25 protein-coding genes and 1 other annotated feature are annotated in these 25,121 nt (G+C 47.8%); of the genes, 2 read left to right on the top strand and 23 right to left on the bottom strand.

Annotated features, from left to right (window positions below; all coding sequences use genetic code 11):
• Positions 1–64: 64 nt before the first annotated feature.
• The 5 genes from ACKA06_RS13465 to nadB form a co-directional block, all read right to left on the bottom strand.
• Positions 65–1,048 (bottom strand): phosphotransferase, encoded by a 984-nt coding sequence (locus tag ACKA06_RS13465; protein ID WP_064564380.1) that lies wholly within the window; start codon positions 1,046–1,048, stop codon positions 65–67.
• Positions 1,038–2,918, bottom strand: a complete 1,881-nt coding sequence (gene safA, locus ACKA06_RS13460; protein ID WP_411159892.1) for a SafA/ExsA family spore coat assembly protein — start codon at positions 2,916–2,918, stop codon at positions 1,038–1,040. Before safA ends, ACKA06_RS13465 begins: the two co-directional genes overlap by 11 nt.
• Before the next feature lie 216 nt (positions 2,919–3,134).
• On the bottom strand, positions 3,135–4,241 hold the full coding sequence (gene nadA / locus ACKA06_RS13455) for a quinolinate synthase NadA (RefSeq protein WP_411159924.1): 1,107 nt from the start codon (positions 4,239–4,241) through the stop codon (positions 3,135–3,137).
• Positions 4,241–5,089 (bottom strand): carboxylating nicotinate-nucleotide diphosphorylase, encoded by an 849-nt coding sequence (gene nadC, locus ACKA06_RS13450; protein WP_411159891.1) that lies wholly within the window; start codon positions 5,087–5,089, stop codon positions 4,241–4,243. Before nadC ends, nadA begins: the two co-directional genes overlap by 1 nt.
• Positions 5,058–6,644: an L-aspartate oxidase gene (gene nadB / locus ACKA06_RS13445; protein WP_411159890.1), complete on the bottom strand. Its 1,587-nt coding sequence runs from the start codon at positions 6,642–6,644 to the stop codon at positions 5,058–5,060. Before nadB ends, nadC begins: the two co-directional genes overlap by 32 nt.
• A 128-nt stretch (positions 6,645–6,772) precedes the next feature.
• On the opposite strand from nadB, the gene ACKA06_RS13440 reads away from it, so the two are divergent.
• A complete protein-coding gene (locus ACKA06_RS13440; protein ID WP_411159889.1) occupies positions 6,773–7,909 on the top strand; it encodes an IscS subfamily cysteine desulfurase in 1,137 nt (378 codons plus the stop codon).
• Between the two features lie 50 nt (positions 7,910–7,959).
• Positions 7,960–8,502 carry a transcription repressor NadR gene (locus tag ACKA06_RS13435; protein ID WP_032087501.1) on the top strand — a complete coding sequence of 181 codons (543 nt, stop codon included), beginning with the start codon at positions 7,960–7,962 and terminating at the stop codon, positions 8,500–8,502.
• Positions 8,503–8,808: 306 nt separating this feature from the next.
• On the opposite strand, the gene pheA is transcribed toward ACKA06_RS13435, so the two are convergent.
• From pheA to ACKA06_RS13345, 18 genes are all read right to left on the bottom strand, one after another.
• Positions 8,809–9,660: a prephenate dehydratase gene (pheA, locus tag ACKA06_RS13430; protein WP_058297883.1), complete on the bottom strand. Its 852-nt coding sequence runs from the start codon at positions 9,658–9,660 to the stop codon at positions 8,809–8,811.
• Positions 9,661–9,920: 260 nt separating this feature from the next.
• Positions 9,921–10,376 carry an ACT domain-containing protein gene (locus ACKA06_RS13425; protein ID WP_058297884.1) on the bottom strand — a complete coding sequence of 152 codons (456 nt, stop codon included), beginning with the start codon at positions 10,374–10,376 and terminating at the stop codon, positions 9,921–9,923.
• 26 nt (positions 10,377–10,402) lie between these two features.
• Complete coding sequence (gene obgE, locus ACKA06_RS13420) at positions 10,403–11,689, bottom strand: GTPase ObgE (protein ID WP_032087497.1); 1,287 nt, start codon at positions 11,687–11,689, stop codon at positions 10,403–10,405.
• A 50-nt stretch (positions 11,690–11,739) separates the two neighbouring features.
• Positions 11,740–12,273 (bottom strand): Spo0B C-terminal domain-containing protein, encoded by a 534-nt coding sequence (locus tag ACKA06_RS13415; RefSeq protein WP_032087496.1) that lies wholly within the window; start codon positions 12,271–12,273, stop codon positions 11,740–11,742.
• Between the two features lie 652 nt (positions 12,274–12,925).
• Entirely contained in the window at positions 12,926–13,216 is a 291-nt protein-coding gene (gene rpmA / locus ACKA06_RS13410) for a 50S ribosomal protein L27 (protein WP_032087495.1), read from the bottom strand.
• A gap of 12 nt (positions 13,217–13,228) precedes the next feature.
• Positions 13,229–13,561 (bottom strand): ribosomal-processing cysteine protease Prp, encoded by a 333-nt coding sequence (locus ACKA06_RS13405; protein ID WP_032087494.1) that lies wholly within the window; start codon positions 13,559–13,561, stop codon positions 13,229–13,231.
• Positions 13,562–13,572: 11 nt separating this feature from the next.
• Positions 13,573–13,881, bottom strand: a complete 309-nt coding sequence (gene rplU, locus ACKA06_RS13400) for a 50S ribosomal protein L21 (RefSeq protein ID WP_411159888.1) — start codon at positions 13,879–13,881, stop codon at positions 13,573–13,575.
• Between the two features lie 13 nt (positions 13,882–13,894).
• Positions 13,895–13,973: a sequence feature (ribosomal protein L21 leader region), on the bottom strand.
• Between the two features lie 67 nt (positions 13,974–14,040).
• Positions 14,041–15,486 (bottom strand): Rne/Rng family ribonuclease, encoded by a 1,446-nt coding sequence (locus ACKA06_RS13395; RefSeq protein WP_411159887.1) that lies wholly within the window; start codon positions 15,484–15,486, stop codon positions 14,041–14,043.
• A 118-nt stretch (positions 15,487–15,604) separates the two neighbouring features.
• On the bottom strand, positions 15,605–16,471 hold the full coding sequence (locus ACKA06_RS13390; RefSeq protein ID WP_411159886.1) for a M50 family metallopeptidase: 867 nt from the start codon (positions 16,469–16,471) through the stop codon (positions 15,605–15,607).
• Positions 16,464–17,258 (bottom strand): M23 family metallopeptidase, encoded by a 795-nt coding sequence (locus tag ACKA06_RS13385; protein ID WP_032087491.1) that lies wholly within the window; start codon positions 17,256–17,258, stop codon positions 16,464–16,466. Before ACKA06_RS13385 ends, ACKA06_RS13390 begins: the two co-directional genes overlap by 8 nt.
• Before the next feature lie 415 nt (positions 17,259–17,673).
• Positions 17,674–18,477: a septum site-determining protein MinD gene (gene minD, locus ACKA06_RS13380; protein ID WP_058297887.1), complete on the bottom strand. Its 804-nt coding sequence runs from the start codon at positions 18,475–18,477 to the stop codon at positions 17,674–17,676.
• A gap of 1 nt (position 18,478) precedes the next feature.
• Positions 18,479–19,159 carry a septum site-determining protein MinC gene (minC, locus tag ACKA06_RS13375; protein ID WP_032087489.1) on the bottom strand — a complete coding sequence of 227 codons (681 nt, stop codon included), beginning with the start codon at positions 19,157–19,159 and terminating at the stop codon, positions 18,479–18,481.
• Positions 19,160–19,273: 114 nt separating this feature from the next.
• Entirely contained in the window at positions 19,274–19,795 is a 522-nt protein-coding gene (gene mreD, locus ACKA06_RS13370; protein WP_058297888.1) for a rod shape-determining protein MreD, read from the bottom strand.
• Positions 19,792–20,676: a rod shape-determining protein MreC gene (gene mreC, locus ACKA06_RS13365; RefSeq protein WP_064564393.1), complete on the bottom strand. Its 885-nt coding sequence runs from the start codon at positions 20,674–20,676 to the stop codon at positions 19,792–19,794. The genes mreD and mreC overlap by 4 nt, the downstream gene beginning before the upstream one ends.
• Positions 20,677–21,156: 480 nt before the next feature.
• Positions 21,157–22,164, bottom strand: coding sequence for a rod shape-determining protein (locus ACKA06_RS13360; RefSeq protein ID WP_411159885.1), 1,008 nt, complete (start codon positions 22,162–22,164; stop codon positions 21,157–21,159).
• Between the two features lie 231 nt (positions 22,165–22,395).
• Entirely contained in the window at positions 22,396–23,100 is a 705-nt protein-coding gene (gene radC, locus ACKA06_RS13355) for a RadC family protein (RefSeq protein WP_032087486.1), read from the bottom strand.
• Between the two features lie 32 nt (positions 23,101–23,132).
• The gene (locus ACKA06_RS13350; RefSeq protein WP_411159884.1) at positions 23,133–23,699 is read right to left on the bottom strand and encodes a Maf family protein; all 567 of its coding nucleotides are present in this window, start codon (positions 23,697–23,699) and stop codon (positions 23,133–23,135) included.
• A gap of 146 nt (positions 23,700–23,845) precedes the next feature.
• Positions 23,846–24,829 carry a hypothetical protein gene (locus ACKA06_RS13345; protein WP_411159883.1) on the bottom strand — a complete coding sequence of 328 codons (984 nt, stop codon included), beginning with the start codon at positions 24,827–24,829 and terminating at the stop codon, positions 23,846–23,848.
• Positions 24,830–25,121 lie beyond the last annotated feature (292 nt).

The raw sequence follows: 25,121 nt of genomic DNA, 5'->3' as shown, positions 1-25,121 counted from the left end.
CATCTTTAGGTTGTGAAAGAGCGGCTTTGTTCATTCCTTCTAACAGTTGGTGAGTTCTCCTACATTATGGGTGCATAATGCGGTTGATCTCTTGATTCACTTCTTGGGAAAACTGCATCCTTTGTGGGAATTGCCCGATTGTCAGCTGGACGAGATAATCCCATGCCCGCTGTTTATAAGCATAATCTTCCCTGAGGAAACGATTCCACTCCCTGAAGATATCTGTCGGGTATAATAATCCAAGGTAAAAAAGGGGTTGTTCCAAATAAAGATGATAGGCGCCCATTTGTTTTATTTCATTCAGAGACCAGTCTATATAGGGAAGGATCCGATTACAAAATTGCAGATCATCCATCAAAGGTGAGGATAGGGCCATCAAATCAAAATCGATCAAATAGATCCTTCCGTCTGTCCCCCTTAAAAAATTATGATGTGCCACATCTCCGTGTGTAATGCAGGACGGCTTCTCTTTTATTTTCAGTGCTTCAATATGTGTGATGGCATGTTTTCCCCAGTCCAGATAAGTATAAAGATAATATGGCTGGATGAAGGTTTGAAGGAAGGGGATATTACGTTCAAACTGATTCAGGCGCTTTTTCCACTTTTTCAGCCATTTGTATCTCGGGAGATTTTCCAGCCACTTCCCTTGGAAGTTCCCGGTGTAAGCGTGAAATTTTTTAAGAACGTACAGGACATCCATCCTGTCCCGTGCATTTCCGTAGCTAATCACGTCACTTGTTTCAAGCCACATCGCCAATCCGATGGGTTCACCTTCGAAAATGAGTATTTCCGTTTGATGAATGGGGTGAAAAGGCAGTACATGGGGAAAATTCTGCTGCACCAGCCTTCTGACCAGTGTTTCCTGCATGATGAACCTGCTCTGATTCGGGTATTTTTTTACAAACCATTTTCCGCTGTTACCGTGCAGCACCCACTTACCTTCTTTTAATTTTTTCAGGGATGCGGAATGATCGTTTAATTTATGTCTTAAAAAAGAAAGGAGACGATAAGTATAATCGTCTCCTCTCGGATGGATATCAGCTGTCAAGATCATCATCTTGGAAGTTCGGCATGGAGAAGGCTCTTGGTCCAAACATCCCTTGACCCATCGGCATACCCTGCCCCGGCATTCCAGGACCATACCCGTACGGGGCCTGCATCCCTTGAGGCTGCATTCCATATGCTCCTTTAGGTCCTCCGCATCCGCAGTCACCTTTATCCGAGGCTCCCATCACGCCGGATGGCTGACCCATCGGAGATTGTGCTCCCATTACGACGGACGGCTGACCCATCGGCCATTGTGCCCCCATCACTCCGGACGGCTGACCCATTGGGGATTGCGCTCCCATGACTCCCAACGGCTGACCCATCGGGGATTGCGCTCCCATCACGCCGGATGGCTGACCCATCGGCCATTGAGCTCCCATGACTCCTGATGGCTGACCCATCGGGGATTGCGCTCCCATGACTCCCGACGGCTGACCCATTGGGGATTGTGCTCCCATCACTCCGGACGGCTGACCCATCGGCCATTGTCCCGAAGAAGGTGATTCCTCCATCGCTCCCTGTACCTGTCCCGGCCACATCGGCTGGCCATGCATACCTCCAGGGAATCCCGATCCAGGCATTACAGGAGATACCGGGTAGCAATTGTCGTAAGGCATCCCTTGCCATGGCCCCTGTGAAGGCATTTGAACAGATGGATAGCCATCGCCCTCATCTGAAGCCCCCATGACTCCGGATGGCTGACCCATCGGGCTTTGCGCTCCCATTACTCCGGACGGCTGACCCATCGGGCTTTGTGCACCCATAACGCCGGACGGCTGACCCATCGGCCATTGTGCACCCATCACTCCGGACGGCTGACCCATCGGGGATTGTGCTCCCATTACTCCGGACGGCTGACCCATCGGGGATTGTGCTCCCATCACACCGTATGGCTGACCCATCGGGCTTTGTGCTCCCATTACACCGGACGGCTGACCCATCGGGCTTTGGTGCTGAGGCATGTAAGGCATCATTGAAGATTCATCATCATCGTAGCCCATTCCTTGCACCATTGGCATTTGCTGCATTCCCGGCATCATAGCACCCTGGACCTGACCACCTGGTCCCATCGGCATCCCGTATCCTGGCTGCATTCCATATCCTGGCTGCATTCCCCCATGAGGTCCTCCGAAACCGGATCCAGGCATGACGGGTGAAACTGGTACGCAATTACTTGGGTTGAAATACATAGGCTGATTGTACCCTCCTTGTGGTTGTGCAGATTGTGCCGGTTGAGCCGGCATTTGCAGACTTTCTTCTTCATCATGGATTCCTTTAACTTGATTTTGCTTTGGCATTTCTTTTTTTGGAGATTCTTCTTTGGCTTGTGGAAGAATATTGGAAGGTTTAGGCGGCATTTTCGGCTGGGCTTTTGGCTGTGGTTTTGGTTTTGCCTGCTGTATCGGTTTCTGCATTGGTTTTTGCATCGGCTTCTGCATCGGCTGCTGCATCGGCTGCTGAACCTGCATATTCGCCATATTCATCATGTAATAGTTATTGATATCGATTTCCGGGATGACTGGCTTAGGCATTTTCGGCGTAAACGGCTTCTGTGCCTCCTTCGGCATTTCTTTCTTCGGCTCTTCGGCAGCTGGCTGGGTGATCGGCTTCTGTTCTTTAAAAGGATGCTCGGCTTTAGGCATCTCTTTCATCGGCATTTCCTTCTTAGGCGCTTCCTTGGATCCGAACTTTATCTGTGCTTCTTTTTTCACGGATCCGCCTGATGCCGGAACTTTGATTTTCATGCCCGGCATAATCATATCAGGGTTCGAAAGCTGGGCATTCATTTGCTTTAACTCTTCGAAATTCACACCGTACTTCTTGGCGATTTTCCAAAGAGTGTCCCCTTTTTGTACAATATGGATTTTCACTCTTATTTCCCTCCTCAGGCATAAGTCTATATATCCTATGACAAGATAGGCAAATTGCTAATCATCTACATAAAAACTTATGAGCGGGCGAAAAAAAATATACCTGCAGGCAGCCGTAAACGTTTAAATCAATAGGAATCCGCATAAAAAAAGCAGAACAAATTTTTTGCTCTGCTTTTTTAAATCTTGATTAAACGATTATTGTAAATATCCCTTCTACACGCGTGCAAGCATTCGATCCAAAGCCAATATGGCACCGTCCGAGACATCTTTGCCTACCTTGATTATATTCTGAGGTGTTTTCTCCATGATATTCTCCAATGACCAGAGTAAGTGGGGCAGATCGATTCTATTCATCGTCAGGCAGGGGCACATATACGGATTGAGAGAAATGATTTTCTTGTCGGGATGCTCCTTTATCAATCTCTTAACAAGGTTCATTTCTGTACCGATTGCCCACTGAGAGCCCCCCGGTGCATTCTTGATCGTTTCGATGATGAACTTCGTGCTTCCGTTCATATCCGATTTTTCAACAACTTCCCGCCGGCATTCCGGATGAACGATGATTTTCATGTCGGGGTGCGTATTCCGCACCTGTTCAATGTTTTTTTCGGTAAAATTCTCATGAACGGAGCAGTGCCCTTTCCAGAGGATCACTTTAATTCCGGCCATCTCACCTTCATGGATCAGACTATTTAGAGCCGGGTCCCAGACTGCCATCTCACTTTCTTGCACTCCGAGATCCGCCGCAGTGTTCCTTCCCAGGTGCTGATCGGGCAGGAACAAGATGCGTTCTTTCTTGCCAAGAGCCCATTTCACCATTTTATGCGCGTTTGACGATGTGACTGTAGCTCCGCCGTTCTTTCCGACGAAACTTTTGATGGCTGCAGTTGAATTGACATAAGTAAGCGGGATGATCGTATCCCCGAAATAATCCTGAAGCTTTGCCCATGCTCTTTCTGTCTGATGGATGTCGGCCATATCCGCCATTGAACACCCCGCCCTCATATCGGGGAGGATGACCTCCTGATGATCCCCGGTTAAAATATCGGCTGTTTCCGCCATAAAATGAACGCCGCAGAATACGATGAATTCCGCTTCAGAGTTTTGTGAAGAGATTTGAGCCAGCTGCAGGGAATCCCCCACTGCATCGGCAAATTGAATGACTTCATCCTTCTGATAATGGTGACCGGGAATGAACAGTCGTTCACCAAGCACCCTTTTGATTTCGCGCACTCTCATTTCCATTTCCTGCTCTGTAAGGCTTGTAATGGATTCAGGAAGTGTACCTGCTTCTGCCGTCAGTTCTTCAAGCAATCCCATCAACATTCAACCTCCTGCCTTAAAACTCTCGCGCTTATATCCAAAGACTTTACTGAATGAGTCAAATATCCGAGAGATATGTATCCGACCCCGGTGGAAGCATAATCGCTCAGATTTTCTTCCGTGATCCCGCCTGAAGCCTCCGTGATTACAGCGGCAGGTACACGCGGCAGCCACTCCCTGATCTGATGCGGGCTGCAGTTATCAAACATGATGATGTCAGCGCCGCTATCGACAGCCTCGATCAATCCCTCTTCACTTTCGATTTCCACTTCAATTTTCACTGTATGACCGCAGTGCTGTTTTGCTTTTTCCACTGCGGCAGCGATCGAGCCTGCGAATGAAATGTGGTTATCCTTCAACATGACGGCATCATACAGACCCATCCTGTGATTGAAGCCCCCTCCGGCCCGGACGGCATACTTCTCCAGCATCCTGAGTCCCGGTGTCGTTTTCCTTGTATCACAGATCCTGACTCCGCTTCCTTCCACTTTCCGGACCGCTTTTCTGACAGATGTCGCTATACCGCTCATTCGCTGGATGAGATTCAACACGACTCTCTCTCCCTGCAGAAGCGTCCTCATGCTGCCGCTTACCTTGGCGATCAGCTGTCCTTCTTTCACCTCATCGCCATCTTCGACATGAACCTCTGCAGATGCTGCGGGACTCAATAACCTAAAGACCGTTTCAATGACCGATCTGCCGCAAAAGACACCGTCTTCTTTGACCATTAAGTAAAAACTGCCCTGATCGCTCTCCGCAAAAACACTCTCGGATGACAGATCACCGTCACCCAGATCTTCTTTCAAAAATTCTTCAAGCATAGATTTTAGTTTGATGTTGTTCATCCTGTACCACCTTCAACTGATGATTTTCCTTGCATAAAAAAAGGGACCGCTTAAACCAATCTTCATTATTTTCAATGGGATAATCAGAACGGATATGTCCTCCCCTGCTTTCCGTCCTTAACAAGGCGGATTGGGTAATCAGCATGCTGACCACCCACATGAGATAAAGCTGGATTCCTTCTCTGGACATGTTGTCGAGTTCTTCCCCGAACGTGAATGCCTGAGCTTTCAGCCATTCTAAATGACGGGAAAGACCTTTCTGATCCCTTATAATCCCGGCATCCCTTGTCATCCGCTCTTTAAGTTCCTGCCGGGTAAAAGTGATGCCGGGACGATGATCTCCCTGCTCTGGAGCTTTAAAAATCGTCGACCATGTTTCTGGGTGTCGTGGAGAAGAGACCAGGTGCCATGCCAGCCTTTCTCCGAAGACAAGACCTTCGAGGAGCGAGTTCGACGCCAGCCGGTTTGCCCCATGCAGACCGGTGCAGGCAGCCTCCCCGATTGCATAAAGACCCTCTATCGTTGTTTTTCCGTGTTCATCCGTCACAATCCCGCCCATTGTAAAATGGCATCCGGGGGAGACGGGGATTTTACCTTGTGACAAGGAGATTCCATGGTGTTTACACATCTTGGTAATCGATGGGAACTTCGATTCGAAATCTTTTATGGAAGTGATATTAAGAAACACCTTTCTCCCTTCCAATAATTCCTGGTTCAACCTTTCAGCCACGATATGCCGCGGGGCAAGCTCCATCTGCGGGTGGACCCCTTCCATGATCCGCTCGCCGGCATCATTGATAAGAAAGGCCCCTTCACCCCTCACGGCTTCTGAAATGAGTCCGCCTGTTTTTCCGCCAAGCGACAGCAGTGTCGGATGAAACTGAATGAATTCCATGTCAGTCAGTTCCGCCCCGGCCAGAAAAGCCAGCGCCATCCCGTCCCCCGTTACTTCCGGTGCATTGCTGCTTACCGAATAAAGTGAGCCTGCTCCTCCGGTGGCCAGTACGACATGATGGGCGGCATAACTTGCTGTGGATCCGTCCTCTCTCTTTGTTTTGACCCCGCAGCAGCGGCCCCTGTCATTCATGATCAGTTCGTAAACCATTTCACCCTGTACAAGCCTGACTTTTTCCGTCAGTGCAGCCAATAAATATTCAATGATATACTTACCCGTCTGATCGCCGCCGCTATGAAGGATCCTGGGATGACTGTGGGCCCCTTCCATTCCAAGGGCAAGCTCTCCTCCATTCCTCCTGTCAAACGGAGCGCCCTCATCAATCAAGTATTCTATTATTCTCTTCCCATCCCTGATGACGTTTTCCACTGTCTCCGGAGACTGTTGAAAGCAGCCTGCAGTCAATGTGTCCTTTACATGAAGATCAACCGTGTCCATTTTCCCCACCGGTGCCGCTACCCCGCCCTGTGCAAGATAGGAATTGCTGTCGGTCACGTGATTCTTTGTGATAATCATCACATTTAAATGGTCCTGAAGCCGGCGGGCAAGCTGCAGCGCCGCAATTCCGCTTCCCGCTATGATTACATCGTATTTGATCATATGAAAATCCTCCTGTTTATTTACAGGTGTCTTGACACATATATTTACACATTATTAAACTATTTACAAGAGTTTTTTATTCATGATGAAAAGATCGCTGACTTTGGTTCTTTAAAGGAGAATGAGAAATGCTGTATTTCGATTATGCTTCAACGACTCCGGTCGATCCGGAAAGTTTACAGGTATATGTTAAGGTCAGCGAAGACTATTGGGGGAACCCGAGCAGCCTCCATGATGCAGGCGGAAAAGCCCAGCTGCTCCTTGAAAATTGCCGGAAGAGGCTGGGTGACCTTCTCGGTGTCCCGGCGGAAGGAATTTCATTCACATCAGGCGGTACAGAGGGAAATCACCTAGCCCTCCTCTCACTCGCTTTCAGTTATCAAAAAAAAGGGAAACATATCATTGTCAGCGGTGCCGAACACTCTTCCATCCATAGTGCTGCTTCCTTCTTGGCCAAAGAGGGATTCAGAGTGACAAAGATTCCTTTTACCTCGGAGGGAATAATTGACCTCAAAGCACTGGAGGAAGCAATCACAGATGAAACAACCGTCCTTTCCGTTTGTCATGTAAATGGAGAAATAGGAACTATCCAGCCGCTCCTGGAAATAAAGAAAATGCTGAATGGCAAAGACATCTTATTCCACAGCGATATGGTGCAATCCTTCGGCAAGCTCGACCTGAAGGAAGCCGCTTCGATTGTGGACAGCTTGTCGATCTCTTCCCATAAAATCTATGGGCCAAAAGGTGCCGGAGCTGTCTATTTTCATCCTGCATCCGATATCCGCCCCTTTTTGCCGCATCAGACCCACGAACACGGATTCAGAGGGGGCACTGCCAATCTTCCTGCAATTGCCGGGTTTGTATCTGCCGCAGTAAAGGCGGCTCCCTTTGAGGATTACCGCCGCATTACAGAGATGCGCAGTTTTTTCCTCAATAAGCTGGACAGGTCGATGGACGGGGATTACACCATTTACGGCGGACAGTCCGGCCATCAGCTCCCGCATGTAATCGGATTGGGCATCAAAGGCGTGGAAGGTCAATGGCTCATGCTTGAGTGCAACCGGAAAGGCATCCATATTTCAACGGGAAGCGCCTGTCAGACAGGCAAACAGGGGATTCCCAAGACTCTTGCCGCCATGGGGATCGGGGCAAGGGCAGGTAAAGAGTTCATCCGTATTTCCTTTGGCCGCGGAACCACTCATGGCCAGATAGAAGAACTCGCTGCTGTCCTTTCAGAGATTCGACGCGAAGCTTACATTTCATAAAGCAGGTATGGTATGATTTCCTATATAAAAATAGTACGGAGGAGATAGCAGTGGCAGGTAAAAAGATTCTTGGAGATGAGAGACGTCAAGTCATCCTCGACCACCTCATAACTAAACAGGCCCCGATCACAGGAGGTGAACTGGCCAAGACCGCCAATGTAAGCCGGCAGGTCATCGTCAGTGACATCACCCTTCTTAAAGCAAAAGGGGAGCCGATCATCGCAACGAGTCAAGGGTACCTCTACATGCCGAGCTCCAATCGCGACTCGATGATTGAGCGGATCGTTGCTTGTCAGCATCCCCCTGAAAGGGCCGAAGAGGAGTTATTCCTGCTGGTCGACCACGGTGTCACCGTGAAGGACGTAAAAATCGAGCACGGCGTATACGGTGACCTGACAGCCTCCATCATGGTGTCGAACCGGAAGGAAGTGGAGCAGTTTTTAACGAAGATCCAAGAGACACAGGCCGCTTACCTTTCTGAATTGACGGACGGCGTGCATCTGCACACCCTTATGGCTCAAGACGAGGCAACATTGAAGAAAGCCGAACATGCACTTGAGGAAGCAGGCTTTTTGATGAAGTCTTATAGTTGATATGAGCCCCCGGCTGAAATTCGGCCGGGGGCTTTTTTGGAGTCTTGCAAATGGTATAGGGTATAACGATAGTCTGGAGTCTGTATCCGAGCATTTATCTGGGATTTCGAGCATAATCGGATCGCTTCCGAGCATATATTCAATTTTTCGAGCGTAAATACAGAAATTTCGAGCATGAAACTTTGCAGGCCACCCTGCGCACGTTCAAAATACCCTGCATACTCCAGATAATAGAATACAATCCTTGAATGAAAGGCATTCATGGAAAAGTCAGCCCCTTTTTATAAAAAGAAGCTGCCTTTCCGTTTATTGATCAAGCATATAGGATGAATACGTCCCGATCATCTTGACCTCACATCCAAGGGCCTCCATCTCGCTGATCGCACCCGGAAGCAATACCTCGTCCATCCCATGGGCTACGTCGATGAGGAAGAAATAATCCCCTAGCCCGGTTTTCAGCGGCCTCGACTCGATCTTGCTCAAATTGAGCTGTCTCCATGCAAAGGTGGACAGGACCTGATGAAGCGCACCCGACCGGTCTTTCGGAAGTGTCACCATCAGAGTCGTCTTGTCTTCCGATTTGTTTTGCTCAATCGCAAGCGGATGACTTTTTTTATGCAGCACAATGAAACGGGTGTGGTTATACGCAAAGTCATGGATATTCTCATGGCTGATCGAGAGTCCATACTCTTTTGCTGCCAGTTCATTCCCGATGGCCGCATTCTTTTCCCCCGGGTGCTCACTGACATATTTGGCTGCCGCCGCAGTGGAGGTTGTCTGTTCGAGGGGAGTCCCCCGGTACGCTTTGTGCAGGAATTTATGGCACTGGGCGAGTGCATGGGAATGAGACATGATCTTCTCTATTCTCCGTTCACCCCCGCTGTTCTCCGGGTGTACCATCAGATGCTGCTGGATCGGTGAAGTCAGCTCGGCCACGATGGATAAATCCGCTTCATGAAATAAATAATCGACCGTAATATGTACTGATCCCTCCAGGGCGTTCTCCAGCGGGACCACCGCATAATCAACTTCATCTTCAATGACTGCCTCGATGCAGTCCGGTATCGTCACGCATGGAACTTGATGTTCATCAGGAAATGCCTTCCTCACGGCCAGGTCCGTGAATGAAGCCTGAGGTCCTAGGTAAGCAATTTTCAATGGGTCTCTTCCTCTCGAGAAATTTATTGAACATTCTAACACGCGGATGATGGTTTTGTATATACATCTTTTTAAAAAGATAGTTGTATTAAACGCCGCTGTTGATTTCCGTGCAAGAGTTCGCTTTCCGCGGATGACCCGTGAGCCTCCGGGAAGAAAAGTGGAAGGGCTTTGTTCAGAGGAGATTAATCGGACACGAAGGCGTTCTTTGCCTTCTTGGGCAAGTTGGCTTATGAAGATCAACCTCAAAAAAAGAAGTGTCAGGCCCCTGAGCCCAACACTTCTACTTTTTCGACAAATTCCAGTCGTCTTAACCCTGCCAATAGTTCTTCCAACCCGACGGTTAGGTCCGTTACGTTCAGGGAGAGCGTCACATTCGCTCTTCCCTGCAGCGGGATCGTCTGGTGTATGGTCAATATATTGCATCCGTGCTTCGCCGTTTCACTGAGAAGATGCGATAGTGTACCCGACCTGTCTTCAAGATGGAAAAAGAGGGTGATGATCCTCTCTTTTACCACCGTATGGAAAGGGAAGACGGTGTCGCGGTATTTATAAAATGCACTCCTGCTCAGATCGACACGGTTGACGGCTTCCCAAACTGATTCAGCCTTCCCTCGTTCGATCAGTTCTTTGGCATCGAGCGTTTTTTTCATCGCTTCCGGCAGGACATCTTCACGGACCAGATAAAATTTACCGTCCTGAAATTTTTTTCCCAATGATTACTCCCCCAATATGACCAGGCTTAATCAACGAATTCAAATTCATATTTCAATAATCGGATCGTGTCGCCGTTTTCGGCACCGCGCTCGCGGAGTGCATCATCCACACCGTAAGAACGGAGCTGTCTTGCGAAACGTCTGACAGAATCCTCGCGGGAGAAGTCCGTCATCTTGAATAGACGTTCGATCTTCGCTCCGCTGACAACAAATGTACCATCAGGATCACGCGTGATTTCGAAATCCCTCTGGTCTTCTTCATGCCTGTAAACGACACGATGAACCCCTGTTTCCACTTCTTCCTGGATAGGGAATTCTTCTGCAGTCTCAAGCTTGTCTGCAACAGCAAACAACAGCTCCTTCAATCCTTGCTGGGTAAATGCTGAAATCGGGAAGACCGGATAATCATCCTGGAGTTTTTCCTTGAAGATTTTCAGGTTTTCTTCCGCTTCCGGCATATCCATCTTGTTCGCCACGATGATCTGCGGGCGTTCTGTAAGGCGGAGATTATACTGCTTCAACTCTTCGTTGATCGTCAGATAATCTTCGTAAGGGTCGCGCCCCTCCATTCCGCTCATATCGATCACATGTACGATGACGCGGGTCCTTTCGATGTGGCGGAGGAATTGGTGGCCGAGCCCCACTCCTTCATGCGCCCCTTCGATCAGCCCAGGCAGGTCCGCCATGACAAAGCTTCTTCCGTCTGCTGTTTCGACCATTCCAAGGTTCGGGACGATCGTCGTGAAGTGATAGGAAGCAATCTTAGGTTTCGCTGCAGATACGACGGATAACAATGTGGATTTCCCGACACTCGGAAAACCGACAAGACCGACATCGGCAAGCAGTTTCAATTCCATGATGATATAGCGTTCCTGACCCGGTTCACCTTTTTCGGAAAGCTCAGGTGCAGGGTTTGCTGGAGTAGCAAAACGCGAGTTGCCGCGTCCTCCGCGTCCGCCTCTTGTAATGACCGCACGCTGTCCGTGCTGTGTTAAGTCAGCAATCGTTTCGCCGGTATCATCGTCTTTCACAACCGTACCAGGCGGCACCTTGACGACCATATCCTCGGCATTCCTTCCATGCTGGTTCTTGCTCATGCCGTGTTCCCCGCGCGGCGCCTTGAAATGACGCTGATAACGAAAATCCATCAGCGTTCTGAGACCTTCGTCCACTTCAAACACGACATCTGCCCCATGACCGCCGTCCCCGCCTGCAGGACCGCCTTTCGGTACATATTTTTCGCGGCGGAAGGCAACCATTCCGTTACCGCCGTCTCCGCCTTTTGTATAGATCTTGACCTGATCGACAAACATACTTTCACTCCTAACTTATCCATCCTTCAGCTGATATCATGGTGAACATGCTATTCAACAGGAAAATGAATCACAAACGCTTCTTTTTGAAGCAGTTCTATTTCTATATTTTTTCCGCTTAGCTTGAATTTCTCAATCCATTCTTCCAAAACATCCGTTTCTTCTAGTATACCTGTGAAATCAAATATAAAACGGGGATGTTCCTCAGAAAGATTGATGATCAAAGAAAGCTGGTTTTCAGCACTGGGCTTCACACCGGATTCAAGAAGTTCCATCAATTCTTTGCAAATGAGAACGAGCTTTTGGTCATCCAGCGTGCCTGCATACCCTGCTGCCCCCACTTCGAACTCCAGTTTCACCAGATGTGTGGACCAGTTATATGTTAAAATCCATTCTGCCAATAATGGAAGTTTCAGATTCGATAGTTTCGATTCGTTCTGCGCTGTAATCACCATGGTGTCTATGACTTGCTTCGCACGCTCGATCCTGTTCAATTCAAGATTGCCTTTGATCAATTGCAAATCGTTCATCCAATCATGACGAGCATGTCTAAGTGCGTCCAGAATACCCCTATTTTCGCTCATATAATAACTCCTATACTTTAAGTGCTACTAGTTAGTATATCAAACATGAGCCTTGTGCGTATATTGTTTATGAAAAAAGTGTCGAAAGGACGGGATCATCATGTTGATTGGGTGAATGACAGGATAGATGATGCGTGGCTGGCAGTGATGATTTGAGCTGGATGGCGGTTGGAAATATGCGGGTTGTGGTTGAAGATAAATCGTCTGAGTTGAAAATAAACCTTCTGGACTTGAAAACAAACCCTCAGGCCTTAAAAATAAACCGATGAAAGTTGAAAATAAATGGTTCGATTAAGGACAAAACCGATGATGTTAGCAGTAAAACTGACAATATGGGAGAAAAAACAGCTCGAGCCGCTATCCGTGAACCCCAGTTCTGAATGAATCATCAGTGCCGGGACCGTTATATTATCAAAAACAGGACATTTATTATCAAAAAATCGATTATATTATCAAAAACCAAGGTTTTATTATCAAAAATCCAATTATATTATCAAATCCGTTATTCGACCGCCTGATCGGATATGGACCGTTCAACCACCAGCCGGCTCAACCGATACCATCCACTATGCCTATCCTATCCGACAAACCCATCTTCAAAAAATAAAACTCTAACCGAAAGTCGGTTAGAGTTTTCGTTAAAGATATGCGATTAAGCTTCATTCGCAACAGGGTATACGCTCACTTTTTTCTTGTCACGTCCCATGCGTTCGAAACGAACAACACCGTCTGTTTTAGCAAAAAGTGTATCGTCACCACCACGGCCAACGTTCAATCCTGGATAGATCTTTGTACCGCGTTGACGGTAAAGGATAGATCCGCCTGTAACCATTTGACCGTCTGCACGCTTAGCGCCAAGACGCTTAGCAATAGAGTCACGTCCGTTTTTAGTCGAACCTACTCCTTTTTTAGACGCGAAAAACTGAAGGTCTAATCTTAACATCTGTTCCACCTCCTACTTTTTGAAGGTTATTTTAATGAAATCACGATAGTCTCTTTCAATTGTCTGCAGGCTGATCACCATACCATTCAGCAGGAGCTGGACCTTCGAATCCGTTTCTTCAGGCAAGCCGTCTGGAAAGACGCAGCTGAAATATCCCCCATCGGCAGATTGCTCGATATCGGGTTCTATTCCGGTCAATGACATGATGGCATTGACGCTTCCGAATGAAACAGCAGAGGCACCGGCACATACGATATCCTGCCCATGTTCGGCAAAATCTGCATGACCGTCCATTGAGAAAGAACGAATCCTTCCGCCGGACTTCTCAACGTAAACGTTAATCATTCAATCACGCCTTACGCGTTGATTTCGTCAATTACAACTTTTGTGTAAGGTTGACGGTGACCTTGCTTACGACGGTAGTTCTTCTTAGCTTTGTATTTGAATACTACAAGCTTTTTCGCGCGGCCTTGTTTTTCAACTTTCGCTGTTACAGTAGCTCCATCCACTAATGGACTTCCTACTTTCACATCGTCGCCTCCAACGAAAAGAACCTTGTCGAATGTAACCGTATCACCTTCACCTGCGTTTAGCTTTTCGATGTAGATTGCTTGACCAGATTCTACACGGATTTGCTTACCACCTGTTTCGATAATTGCGTACATAATCGCACCTCCTTAATAAACTCAGACTCGCCAATCACAGGTGCTGGATCACTCCACACTTTAAGACCTGTTCTGAGCGGTTGTAGCACGGGTGCTACAATCAATAACATTAGAATCCTATCACATTTCGTCAGGGGGTGTCAATATAATTCCCGAAATTCATATGATCTTCGCAATATGATAATGCGGATGTGAATGGGTGATCGTGTGAAGATCCAGTTTCAGCTTCAATACTTTTTCCAGCCTTTTCCGATGGCGCTGATCACTGCCGGCAAAAACACGCAGCACATCTTCCGTCCCTTCAATGGAAATTTCCGATGCATCCGCCCCCTGATATTCCCACAGATCCCTCTCGAGCTGAAAGGCTTTGCTTTCAGGGCTTACGATCCGGCCGGTCCCGCTGCAGACAGGACATGGAACCGTCAAATAGTCGTTCAGGGACGGACGGGTCCTCTTTCTTGTCAATTCCAGGACACCGAGTTCGGTGAATCCCAATACGGTGGTGCGCTGGGAATCCCCTTCAAGGGCTTCCTTGAATGCGGATATGACTTCCTCCTGGTGACCCTTCTTTTTCATATCGATGAAATCGATCAGGATGATGCCGCTGATATTGCGGAGGACAAGCTGCTTCGCCATCTCGGCAGCAGCGAGTGTATTTGTTTTCAGCACGGTTTGTTCAAGGTCATCCTTGCCCGTGAATTTGCCTGAATTGACATCGACAACGGTAAGGGCTTCAGTCGATTCAATCAGCAGGAATGCCCCGTTATCAAGCCACACCACTTTTTTAAGGGCGTTCTTCCAAACAGAGGCTACACCGTAATGCTGGAAGATATTTTCCCTCTGCTGATAGTGTCCGACCGACCATTTCCCTTTAAAATTGGCCTCCGTCCAGTTTCTGATCTGTTCAAAGCATTCAAAATCATCCACATACACGTGCCCGCCTTCTCCTTTATCCAATTGGTTGAAGAGATCCTTATAGAAGGCATCCTCTTTTAGGAGCAGGGAAGGGGCCTTCCCTCTCCGGCTCAACCGCTCAAAAGCTTCAAACTGGAGGCGCAGTACATCTAGTTCTTCCACCAGCAATTCCCTATCCGCGCCACGTGCCTTTGTACGGAATACGACTCCTTCTTCTTCCTTCTTCCACTCATTGCCGAGCCGTTTCAATTCCCGTCTGTCCTTGTCTTCCAACTTTTTTGATACGGCGATATAATGACCCTCCGGCATATAGACAAGATGCTCTCCCTTGAGCTCGATGACGGCGGTCAGTTTCGGTCCCTTGGTGCCGGCGGCATCCTTCGTTACCTGTACGATGATTTTCTGGCCTTCATGCACACATTTCGAGATCGGCACAGCCGCCGTCCCGCTGTTATATGCCGCAACGTTTTGCGGGAAGTCCTTCTCATGGAGATATCCGTTCTTATTCTGCCCGATATCCACGAATGCAGCTCCGAGTCCCTTTTGCACCTTCACCACTTTTCCGTAATAAATATTCCCGGCCAGCGTTTCTTCCTGAGGCTGATACGTATACAGTCCGCCGACCTTTTGATCCCTACGCAGAACCCATCGTTTTTCCCTGCCTTTTCCATGCACAATGATTTCTTCCAACAGAGGCTCCCTCTTTTCTATGTAAAACAAGTCATTTTTAAAAAAAGAAAAGGATTGACTTGACGTCAAACCTTTGTGTAATATCCACTATTCACTTTAAACAGTCTGTGTGCATTCGTCAATAAAGGTAGAGAAGATCCTTCGTTTTGGCATGGGTCATCTTTTCGGCAAAGAATGCATGAAGCAGTTCATATTCATCAAGCTTTCCGACTTCCGTTCCCTTGTCCAGAACGACAAGCGGATGCTTCACACCCCGTTGAAACCGTTCCACTACCGTTAAAAGAGTATCTTCCCCTTCAATCGGCAGGGGGCGCAGATCAGCGTACTGATGGCTGTTCCCGTAATATCGCTCGAGCAGGAACTTCATGAAGTTATACCTCCTCTGCTTCCAGTCCATCCACAAGGAAAAATACAGGAATGACAGCACGATCCACAGATTTAAATGAAGCGGCGCAATCACCAGTATGGATAAATGAAACAAGATCAGGAGCGCAAAGGAACTGATCAGCGTCATTTCGTATGCTTTCAAATAATTAAATTTCAGGGAAAGCAATAAGGAAATCAGCTTTCCGCCGTCCAGTGGCCAGATCGGCAGTAAATTAAAAAGAAGCACCATAAGATTCAATCGAAAGAACAGGATGAAAAGATCCCAGCTGATGAAGCTTCCTTTCATCAATAACCATCCAGCACCCACAAGCCAGACATGCTGAAGAGGGCCTGCCGCAATCACCCAGAACTCCTCGCGAAGGGAACGGTTTCCGTGCTCATCCATCTCAGCCACTCCGCCGAAAGGGAGGAGCGCGATCCGCTTCACCCTCCAGGAAAAATAGTGAGCTGTCACCCCGTGACCCAGCTCATGAATGGTGATGATCAAAAGAAGCATGATCAGCTCAAGGAAATGAGCCGTCGCGATGCCGATCGCCATCACAAGCCAGAGCAGCGGGTGAATATAAAGTTTCTTTACTGCCGAAGTTATATTAGTCAAATGATATCACCTGTATCGGGTCGATGAATTCATCACCCATTTTGATGGCAAAATAAAATTCCCCGGAGACATCGCTTTCGCCGCTCGTTGAGACTTTCCCGACTGCGGCGCCTTTATCCACATATTCATATTGATTGACATCAATCGATTCAAGATGGCCGTACCATGATTCGGACTTATCTTTATGCTGGATGACGACGGTATTCCCCAGCTCATCCTTTTTTCCTGCAAAAATGATCAAGCCCCCCTTCATCGCGGCTACATCCTCGCCAAATTCTGTTTCCAGCATGATCCCCTGGCCATTCGTCTTAAAATTTTCAACGACTTTCCCTGCCACGGGACGTGCATATTCCTCTGTGCTCACTTCTTCAGAAGATGCGTTCTTTTCCTCCGTGCCGCCGGGCAGCAATGCCAGCGGTTTACCGAACTGCTCTTCATACCATGAGGAAATGGCGGCGAACTGGAACTCGGTTTCCAGCGTGCGATTGACTACAGTCTTCGCTTCATCGAAAACAGGAGAAGGGCTCTTGAACATGATTGCCGTGATCAGCACCATGATGCCTGCGCCGAGGATTTTCATCATGAATGTCTCTTTTTTGAATAATGGATGAAACCCTTCCGGCGGCGGCCCCCCTTCAAAGCTCGAATATCGCTCTGCCCCATATCGTTCCTCATCACTCGGCAGAAAATAAGAGCTGTTTGAATATCCCCGCTGAGTCGTTGTTTTATTCGTCGTCCTCTTTCGTTTCGCTATCCGCTTTCTGATTTCATCCGCTCGATTCCCCATGAACACCATTCCTTTTTATAAGGTATTAACCGGCCCCGCGCAAAACGAGCCTGTACTAATCTCATGCTACAATGTATGACTTGTCCGAAGGGAATATTCGTGAAATAAGACAAAACAGCGGGGAATTTGGATCGGGACTGAAGAGTGGTGCCTGGCTCAGATTGTCCGGTTTAAGCCAGCTCGGAACCGGGGTATTGAGCCTGGCTCAAATCAGGGCGTTTGTGCCTGGCTCAAATCATGCCGTTTGTGCCTGGCTCAAATCATGCCGTTTGTGCCTGGCTCAAATCATGCCGTTTGTGCCTGGCTCAAATCAAGTCGTTTGTGCCTGGCACAACAGCATCCCGCTGCAGGAAAAATAAAAAAAACCGTCAGTGTCCATTTGGACACTGACGGATTTGGAAAGTCTATTTATCTATTAAGCTTTAACACCGAATAGTCTCTTGATTTTAGAGAACATTCCCGGTTTGCTGTCTTCAAGCGATTGAAGAGGGACGGATTCCCCGAGGATGCGCCTCGCGATATTCCGGTAGGCAATCGACGCTTTGCTTGTGGAATCGAGCGCAATCGGTTCACCCTTATTGGATGATTTGATGACATTATCGTCATCCGCCACAATCCCCAGAAGATCGATGGATAAGTGCGCAGTGATTTCGTCTACATCGAGTGCTTCACCGTTTTTCATCATATGGCTGCGGATGCGGTTGATGATCAATTTAGGTGGTTCGATTTCCTCTTTTTCAAGAAGCCCGATGATCCGGTCGGCATCACGGACTGCTGAAATCTCAGGGGTTGTGACCACGATGGCACGATCTGCGCCCGCCACTGCATTTTTGTAGCCCTGTTCGATCCCCGCGGGGCAGTCGATGATGATATAGTCATAATCCTGTTTCAGGTCCGTCACCAGTTTTTTCATCTGATCGGGATTCACCGCCGATTTATCGCTGGTCTGTGCGGCAGGGAGAAGGAATAATTTATCCTCGAACCGTTTATCCTTCACAAGCGCCTGGTGGATTTTGCAGCGGCCTTCCACGACATCTACAAGATCGTAGATGATCCTGTTCTCAAGCCCCATGACAACATCCAGGTTCCTGAGACCGATATCCGTATCGATCAGGCAGACTTTCTTGCCTTGTAGAGCTAATGCTGTACCAACATTGGCAGAAGTGGTGGTCTTGCCCACTCCACCTTTACCTGAAGTAACAACTATGGCTTCACCCACATTAGCTTCCTCCTTTAAAACTCGTAATATTTGGTCTGAGATGCTTCAGTACCTGCAGGCGGTCGACGATGATCTGACCCTGCTCATCGATATAGGCACATTCCATATCATGCTGGTCTTCGTCTAGCGGCCGGTCAGGTGCTCGATTCAGGCATTCAGCGATGCGCAGCTGGGAGGGAAGCATTTTGGAAGCGACGATGACCGCTTCCGTGTTCCCGTTGCAGCCTGCATGGGCAATGCCTTTCAAAGCACCCATTATGTAGATGTTCCCTCCTGCAAGGATCCTTCCGCCCGGGTTGACATCGCCGACGATCAGCATATCCCCCGGTGTTTCGATCACCTGCCCGGAGCGGATGACACCCGTTATGGTTTCTATGTTTCGTTCGTTCATTAATTTTTCTGCTTCATTTTTTGTGACGACATTACTCCATACTTCATTCACTACCAGATTGCGTTTCTGTCTGACGATCTCCTTCAGCTCTTCCACTTGATCTTCTGTCAGATAGCGGTTGCCCGTTTGTATATTAACCGTGAGCAGCGGGGTTCCTTCCGTTTCACGATAATGTGCCGACAGCTTTTCGTCCAACTCTTTCTTCAGTTCATCGAACGAGCATTGATCATTGAGATGAAGGGTCAGTCCTTCCTTGGTACCCTTGATCATTACATTTGGTTTCTTTTTCATGGCGCGATTTTTCACCTCAGTCGTCTATGAATTCGACATTAGCTTATTTATTTCCTTTTTTCATAGGACAATTTCCGCGATTTTTATACGAAAATATAACATTACTTTCCATCATCAATCTTCAAGCAGCTGCTTCTGCTTCCGCTGCATGAACACTTTGAGTGGATAGGCAAAGATGATATAAAAGACGGCATTCAGTGCCAATGTAGGCCACAGGCGCAAGTCGGCAAATTGAATGAGCGTCATATCCGTGTGCTTGATGATGACATTGATCTGATAGACCAGGAATTCAAGGACAGAAAGGTTCACCAGCACAATCACCGCGAATACAAACAGATTATTGTGCAGCACCTTCATCATCGCATGCGTCAGGAAAACAACAAATGGAAAGAACACAAGGTAAATCCCATTGATTTCAGTATAGAAGATATCAAACAGGAACCCAAAGATGAATCCGTATAAGAGGGCCGTTTTATATTGAAAGAAACCGCATATAAAAAGAATGAAGATGATCAGGAAATGAGGGACCAGGATACGCTGATCGAATAATTCCGCGCTTGGAAAAAGGAGGACAAACAGACTCTCACTGTAGAAAATCAGCAGAGTCACCAAAGGAAGGATGAGCCTGTTGATCATTGCTCTTCCTCCCCGGTTTCCTCTTCAGCCTGTGAATCAGAAACGCCCTTCATCTCGCGGTCGATCACCATCACGTGTTCCAAGTGGTAAAAGTCGGCTGCCGGTTTGACATAAGCAGTCTGAGTCAGGCCGTATTGATCCGGCTTGACCTCTTTTACTTCACCTACAACCAGACCTTTTGGAAATACTCCTCCGAGCCCCGAGGTGATGACTTTCGAACCTTTCTCCACTTTCAGGTCGTTCGGTATTCTCTTGACCAATATCTCTTTTTTATCGCTGTCGTAGCCTTCAATCCAGCCGTTGATATCCTGTTTACCCTGAATGACGGTCGAAATGCGGTTCTTCGTATTGTTCGTGGAGATGAGCTCCACGGTCGAAGAAAATTCATTCACGCTTTTGACTTTACCGATCAAGCCAGCTGCAGAAATGACAGCCATATCGGATTTGATCCCATTGACTTCACCCTTGTCGATCGTGATCAATTCCTGCCAATGGTCAGGGTTTCTCGCAATGACCGTGGCCTGGACCGTGTCATAACTTCGAAGGTCTTCTTTTTTCTTAAGGACATCTCTCAGTTCTTCATTATCCTGTTTAAGGTCCCTTACCTGCGTTTCGAGCTTCACAAGTTCATCAAGGCGGGATTTCAGTTTTTCATTTTCCGTGTATGTATTTTGGAGATCTTTCACGTTATCAATGATATCGCCTGTGTAATTTACTGGCTTTGAAACTATTGATTGTCCGAATCCTACCATATCTTTCACAAACTGCTCCGGCCAGCTGATGCTGTCTCTTTCCCGCAGTGAAAATCCGATCAAGGCTACGAGAACGATAATACTGACGAGCAGAATGATCAATCGTTTATTCAGGAAGAATTGTGGCATGCTGTACACCTCAACCTTTATTCATTCTTGGCCTGTTAAAAACCGCTGTTGATTTCCGTGCAAGACTCCGCTTTCCGCGGGCGGCCGGTGAGCCTCCTAGTCGCTAAAGCTCCTGCGGGTTAGAAAAGCGGAGGGGCTTTGTTCAGAGGCTTGTGGCATAAGGTAAATCGGCCACGAAGGCGCTTTCTGCCTTCTTGGTCGGTTTACCTTATGCCGTGTGCCTCTAAGCCCCGCAGCTGGACAAGTCTCACCTGTCTCGCTTTTCCCGCTGGAGTCTGCGCCTTGCACTCCAATCAACAGCTAGATACAGTTTAAAAACTGTATGCTTTAACATAGCCTAATTCTATTAAATACTATATCAAAATCTTTTCGATATTGATATCATTCCAAATTATTTACTATTTCGACATTCAGGAAGCGAAAAAAGATGGGGACGCCCTAATGTACTTTAAGGAACAGTCCCCACTTCATTAAAATGAATTATTTACCGCGGTTTTTGAATAAGTGAATGTGATCGAGTGCTTTTCCGGTACCGATGGCCACACAGTCGAGCGGTTCTTCGGCGATAAGGACTGGCATCTTTGTTTCCTCACTGATGACCTTGTCCATATTGCGGAGCAGCGCCCCTCCCCCGGTAAGGACGATTCCGCGGTCCATGATATCGGCTGCCAGTTCAGGAGGTGTCTTCTCCAGGGTGGTCTTGACGGCATCGACAATCGCATAAACTGTATCGTGAAGTGCAGATGCAATTTCAGCAGCTGTCACTTCAATCGTTTTCGGAAGCCCTGTCAAAAGGTCGCGTCCTCGGATTTCCATTGATTCAATGCCCTCGGAAACCCCGGCTGAACCTACTTCCATCTTGATCGTTTCCGCCGTGCGGTCACCAATCATCAAGTTATACGTTTTACGGATATAGTTGATGATGCTGTCATCCATTTCATCACCGGCCACACGGATGGACTGGCTTGTCACGATCCCGCCGAGCGAGATGATCGCCACCTCCGTCGTTCCTCCCCCGATATCGACGACCATGCTCCCAGTAGGTTCCCAGACTGGAAGATTGGCTCCAATGGCAGCGGCAAACGGCTCTTCGATGGTATAGGCATCCCTTGCACCGGCCTGTCTGGTCGCATCCATGACGGCACGCTCTTCCACACTTGTGATTCCTGAAGGGACACATACCATTACATAAGGCTTTCTGGAAAAAACGCTTTTACTCATTGTCGCCTGCTTTATGTAATATTTCATCATGGTGGCAGTCGTTTCGTAATCAGCAATGACCCCGTCTTTCATCGGGCGCAGCGCCACGACATTCCCCGGTGTCCTTCCGATCATATTTTTAGCGTCGTTCCCGACCGCGACGATCTGTTTATTATCCGTTTGGAGTGCAACAACGGAAGGCTCGCGTACGACGATTCCTTTTCCTTTTACGTACACTAGAGTATTGGCAGTGCCTAAATCGATTCCTAAATCTTTCGTTCCAAACATTACTGGTATCTCCCTTTCTGATACAAATTGACTGGTCTCTATTTAACTAAGGAGAGTTGTCCAAACTCTTCTTCCCCGAATTTTTTTACAATAGTTGATACTTCATGACATAACGAAAAGACTCGTCCTTCAGGGGACGACTCTTTTTTAATGAGCTACGCTTGGAATCAGCATATTGTCAGTAAAAATCATAAAGATAATTATATCGTAACCATTAAAAAAATCCTAGTGTCATAAATACCCTTTTTCTTTTAAACTGATAAATTTTTTCTCGCCGATGATCAGGTGATCGAGTATGTCGATTCCGATGATGCGCCCGCATTCTACCAATCTCTTCGTCACCTCGATATCTTCCCTGCTCGGGGTGGGGTCGCCTGATGGATGATTATGCACACAGATGATCGACGCAGCCGAGCGGCGGAACGCTTCCTTGAACACCTCCCGCGGGTGGACGATCGAAGCATTCAGGCTGCCGATGAATATGGTCTGTTTGTGGAGAACTTGATTTTTAGTGTTGAGGTAAAGGCAAACGAAGTGTTCCTGGGCTAAGAACCGCATATCATTCATTACATAGTTGGCTCCATCTTCCGGGGACCTTATGCTGTACCGGTCATCGAAAGCAAGGTTGCCGATCCTTCTGCCGAGCTCGACTGCCGCCATGATCTGAACCGCTTTGGCAAGTCCGATGCCTTTTGTTTTGGTTATTTCTTCAAGGGACGCATCTTTTAATAGATTCAAACCGTCGAAGCTTGTCAGCAGCCTGTTTGAAAGCTGCAGGACAGATTCTGATTTCGTACCCGTACGGAGAAGGATCGCAAGTAATTCCTGATTTGACAGGCTGGCTGCCCCGCTTTGGATAAGGCGTTCCCTCGGCCGTTCATCCTGGGGGAAATCGCGGATCATCAAATTGTTCGGTTTTTCCAATGTTTTTTCCATAGGTCCTCCTTTGCCGGTCAGAGGAGCCTTTCTTATTGAAGATATCCCATTTCGCGGAGAGCTCTGTAGACTTTGGAAATCGGCAGGCCGACCACCGCGTAATAGTCCCCTTTTATTTCCTTGACGAGCTTTGCACCAAGACCTTGGATTCCGTAGGCTCCCGCTTTGTCAAATGGTTCTTCGGATGCGATATATTCTTCGATCTCTGCAGGTGTAAGCTCCCAAAACGCAACATCTGTTTTTTCATAAAATAGAGATTGTTCTTCACCTTTCAAGATCGCTACACCCGTATAGACCGAGTGTATTTTGCCGGACAGCATGTTCAGCATGCTTCTGGCTTCTTCGTCCGTTTGCGGTTTGCCAAGGATGGCGTCACCTAATGCAACTACTGTGTCCGATCCCAATACATAGGAATCACTGTGGTTCATTGCTATGACCTTTGCCTTTCTAAGCGCAAGTTCCGTAACTACTTCATGGGGTTTCAAATGTGGTTCAACGGTTTCATCAACGTCGCTGCTGATGGTGGTGAAGGAAAGTTGAAGCTGCTTAAGAAGATCTTTTCGGCGGGGAGATTGTGAAGCAAGTATGAGGTTGGACATTTCCTGTCAGTCCTTTCGGCGTATAGAATGAGAGATACAAAGTAATAGTACCAAATTCTGCCTCCTTAAACAAGCAGAAGGCGACAAGCATCGGTAAGCTTGTCGCCTAAGTGGTTATTTCCCGGAAAATAGTCGTAATACAGAAGTTATTGTAAACTGCTGTAAGATTCAAGGTAGCCCAGCAGGTCTCCCTGGACCTTTTCGGCATCCTCTTTCGTTTTCATGGTGACGGTCTGTTTGGCAGCATTTTGAATTGATTCTTTCATTTTGACAATCGGCTCCTGTGTTACTTCGATTGCTTCTATCTCTTTCAGCACGGGCTCAATGGATCCTGCCGCCGACTCATTCCCCTTCCCGCTCACTACTCCATTACTGCTTTCTTCAGCAAGGATGGCATAGAGGCCGTTCGCTTTCTCCAGAAATGCTTTTTCGTTATTGCTTGCCTTGATTTCCTTTGCACCAAGCTGAAAGTCCTTGGCGTATACGTCTACTCCGTCACCTTTCAGGTCTTCGCCTAGAAGCTTCGCTGTCTCGACATCGGCGGAAACGCCCAAAAGGAGGAACCACTGTCCGTCTTTTTCAACGGACGCACTGGAAATCCCTTTGGATGTCAAGGTGTCCTGCATCGCAGCGAGTGATTCTTTCGTCGAAAAGACCCCTCCCTGCAGGATAGCCGTAGACAGTTCCTTCAGCTTAACGGAACCGGCCGATTCGTTTCCTTCCGTCATACCTGCCGAGGTTTCGTCCTGCAAGGTGGCAGCGGGAGCCGCTTCCCCGTCAGTATTCGTGATGACCTTCAACGTACCGAAGCCCAGTACGGCACCGACAACAACCGCACCGATAATGGACATGATCAGATTGATAGAATCTTGGAATGGATTTTTGAATGATTTCTTATTCTTCTTTTTCTTGCCGCTCACATAATTAATTTTTTTGTATTCCTTTGGCGGTGGAGGAGTTTCATCCGCCAGGTTCCAGTCAAAGCCCGTATCCTCAAGTTTTTCTTCACCTGCCGCCGCTTCAGCATTCCCCAGCTTCCAGTCGTGGACGCGGATGTCCTCTTCATACTCCGTTTTTTCGCCATTTATTTTGATGGAGATTTGTTTCTTGCCGTCAGGTTTGTCCACCATCGCCACCCTCCCCTTATCTATTTTTTTCCATGCTATCACATCGCATAAAAAAAAGAACAAGACTTTTGTCGTCTTGCCCTAAGAGGTTTTCGTCAAATTTTTTAATAGTTTGGTATTTTCACCGCCGCTTTTGATTTCCGTGCAAGACTACGCTTTCCGCGGGTGTCTCGTGAGCCTCCTCGGCTTCGCCTCCGGGGTCTCACGTTAGCCACTTCTCCCGCAGTCATCCATGTATCGCAAAAAATCAGCTATACACCACAGAGAATGAAAATGGTTATTAGGTGGCCATACT

Origin of the sequence: Rossellomorea oryzaecorticis, from assembly GCF_045897515.1 — a bacterium.
In the GTDB taxonomy this organism is placed as follows: domain Bacteria; phylum Bacillota; class Bacilli; order Bacillales; family Bacillaceae_B; genus Rossellomorea; species Rossellomorea enclensis.
The sequence above is the reverse complement of the archived record's forward strand: the minus strand, read 5'-3'. Positions and strand labels throughout refer to the sequence as shown.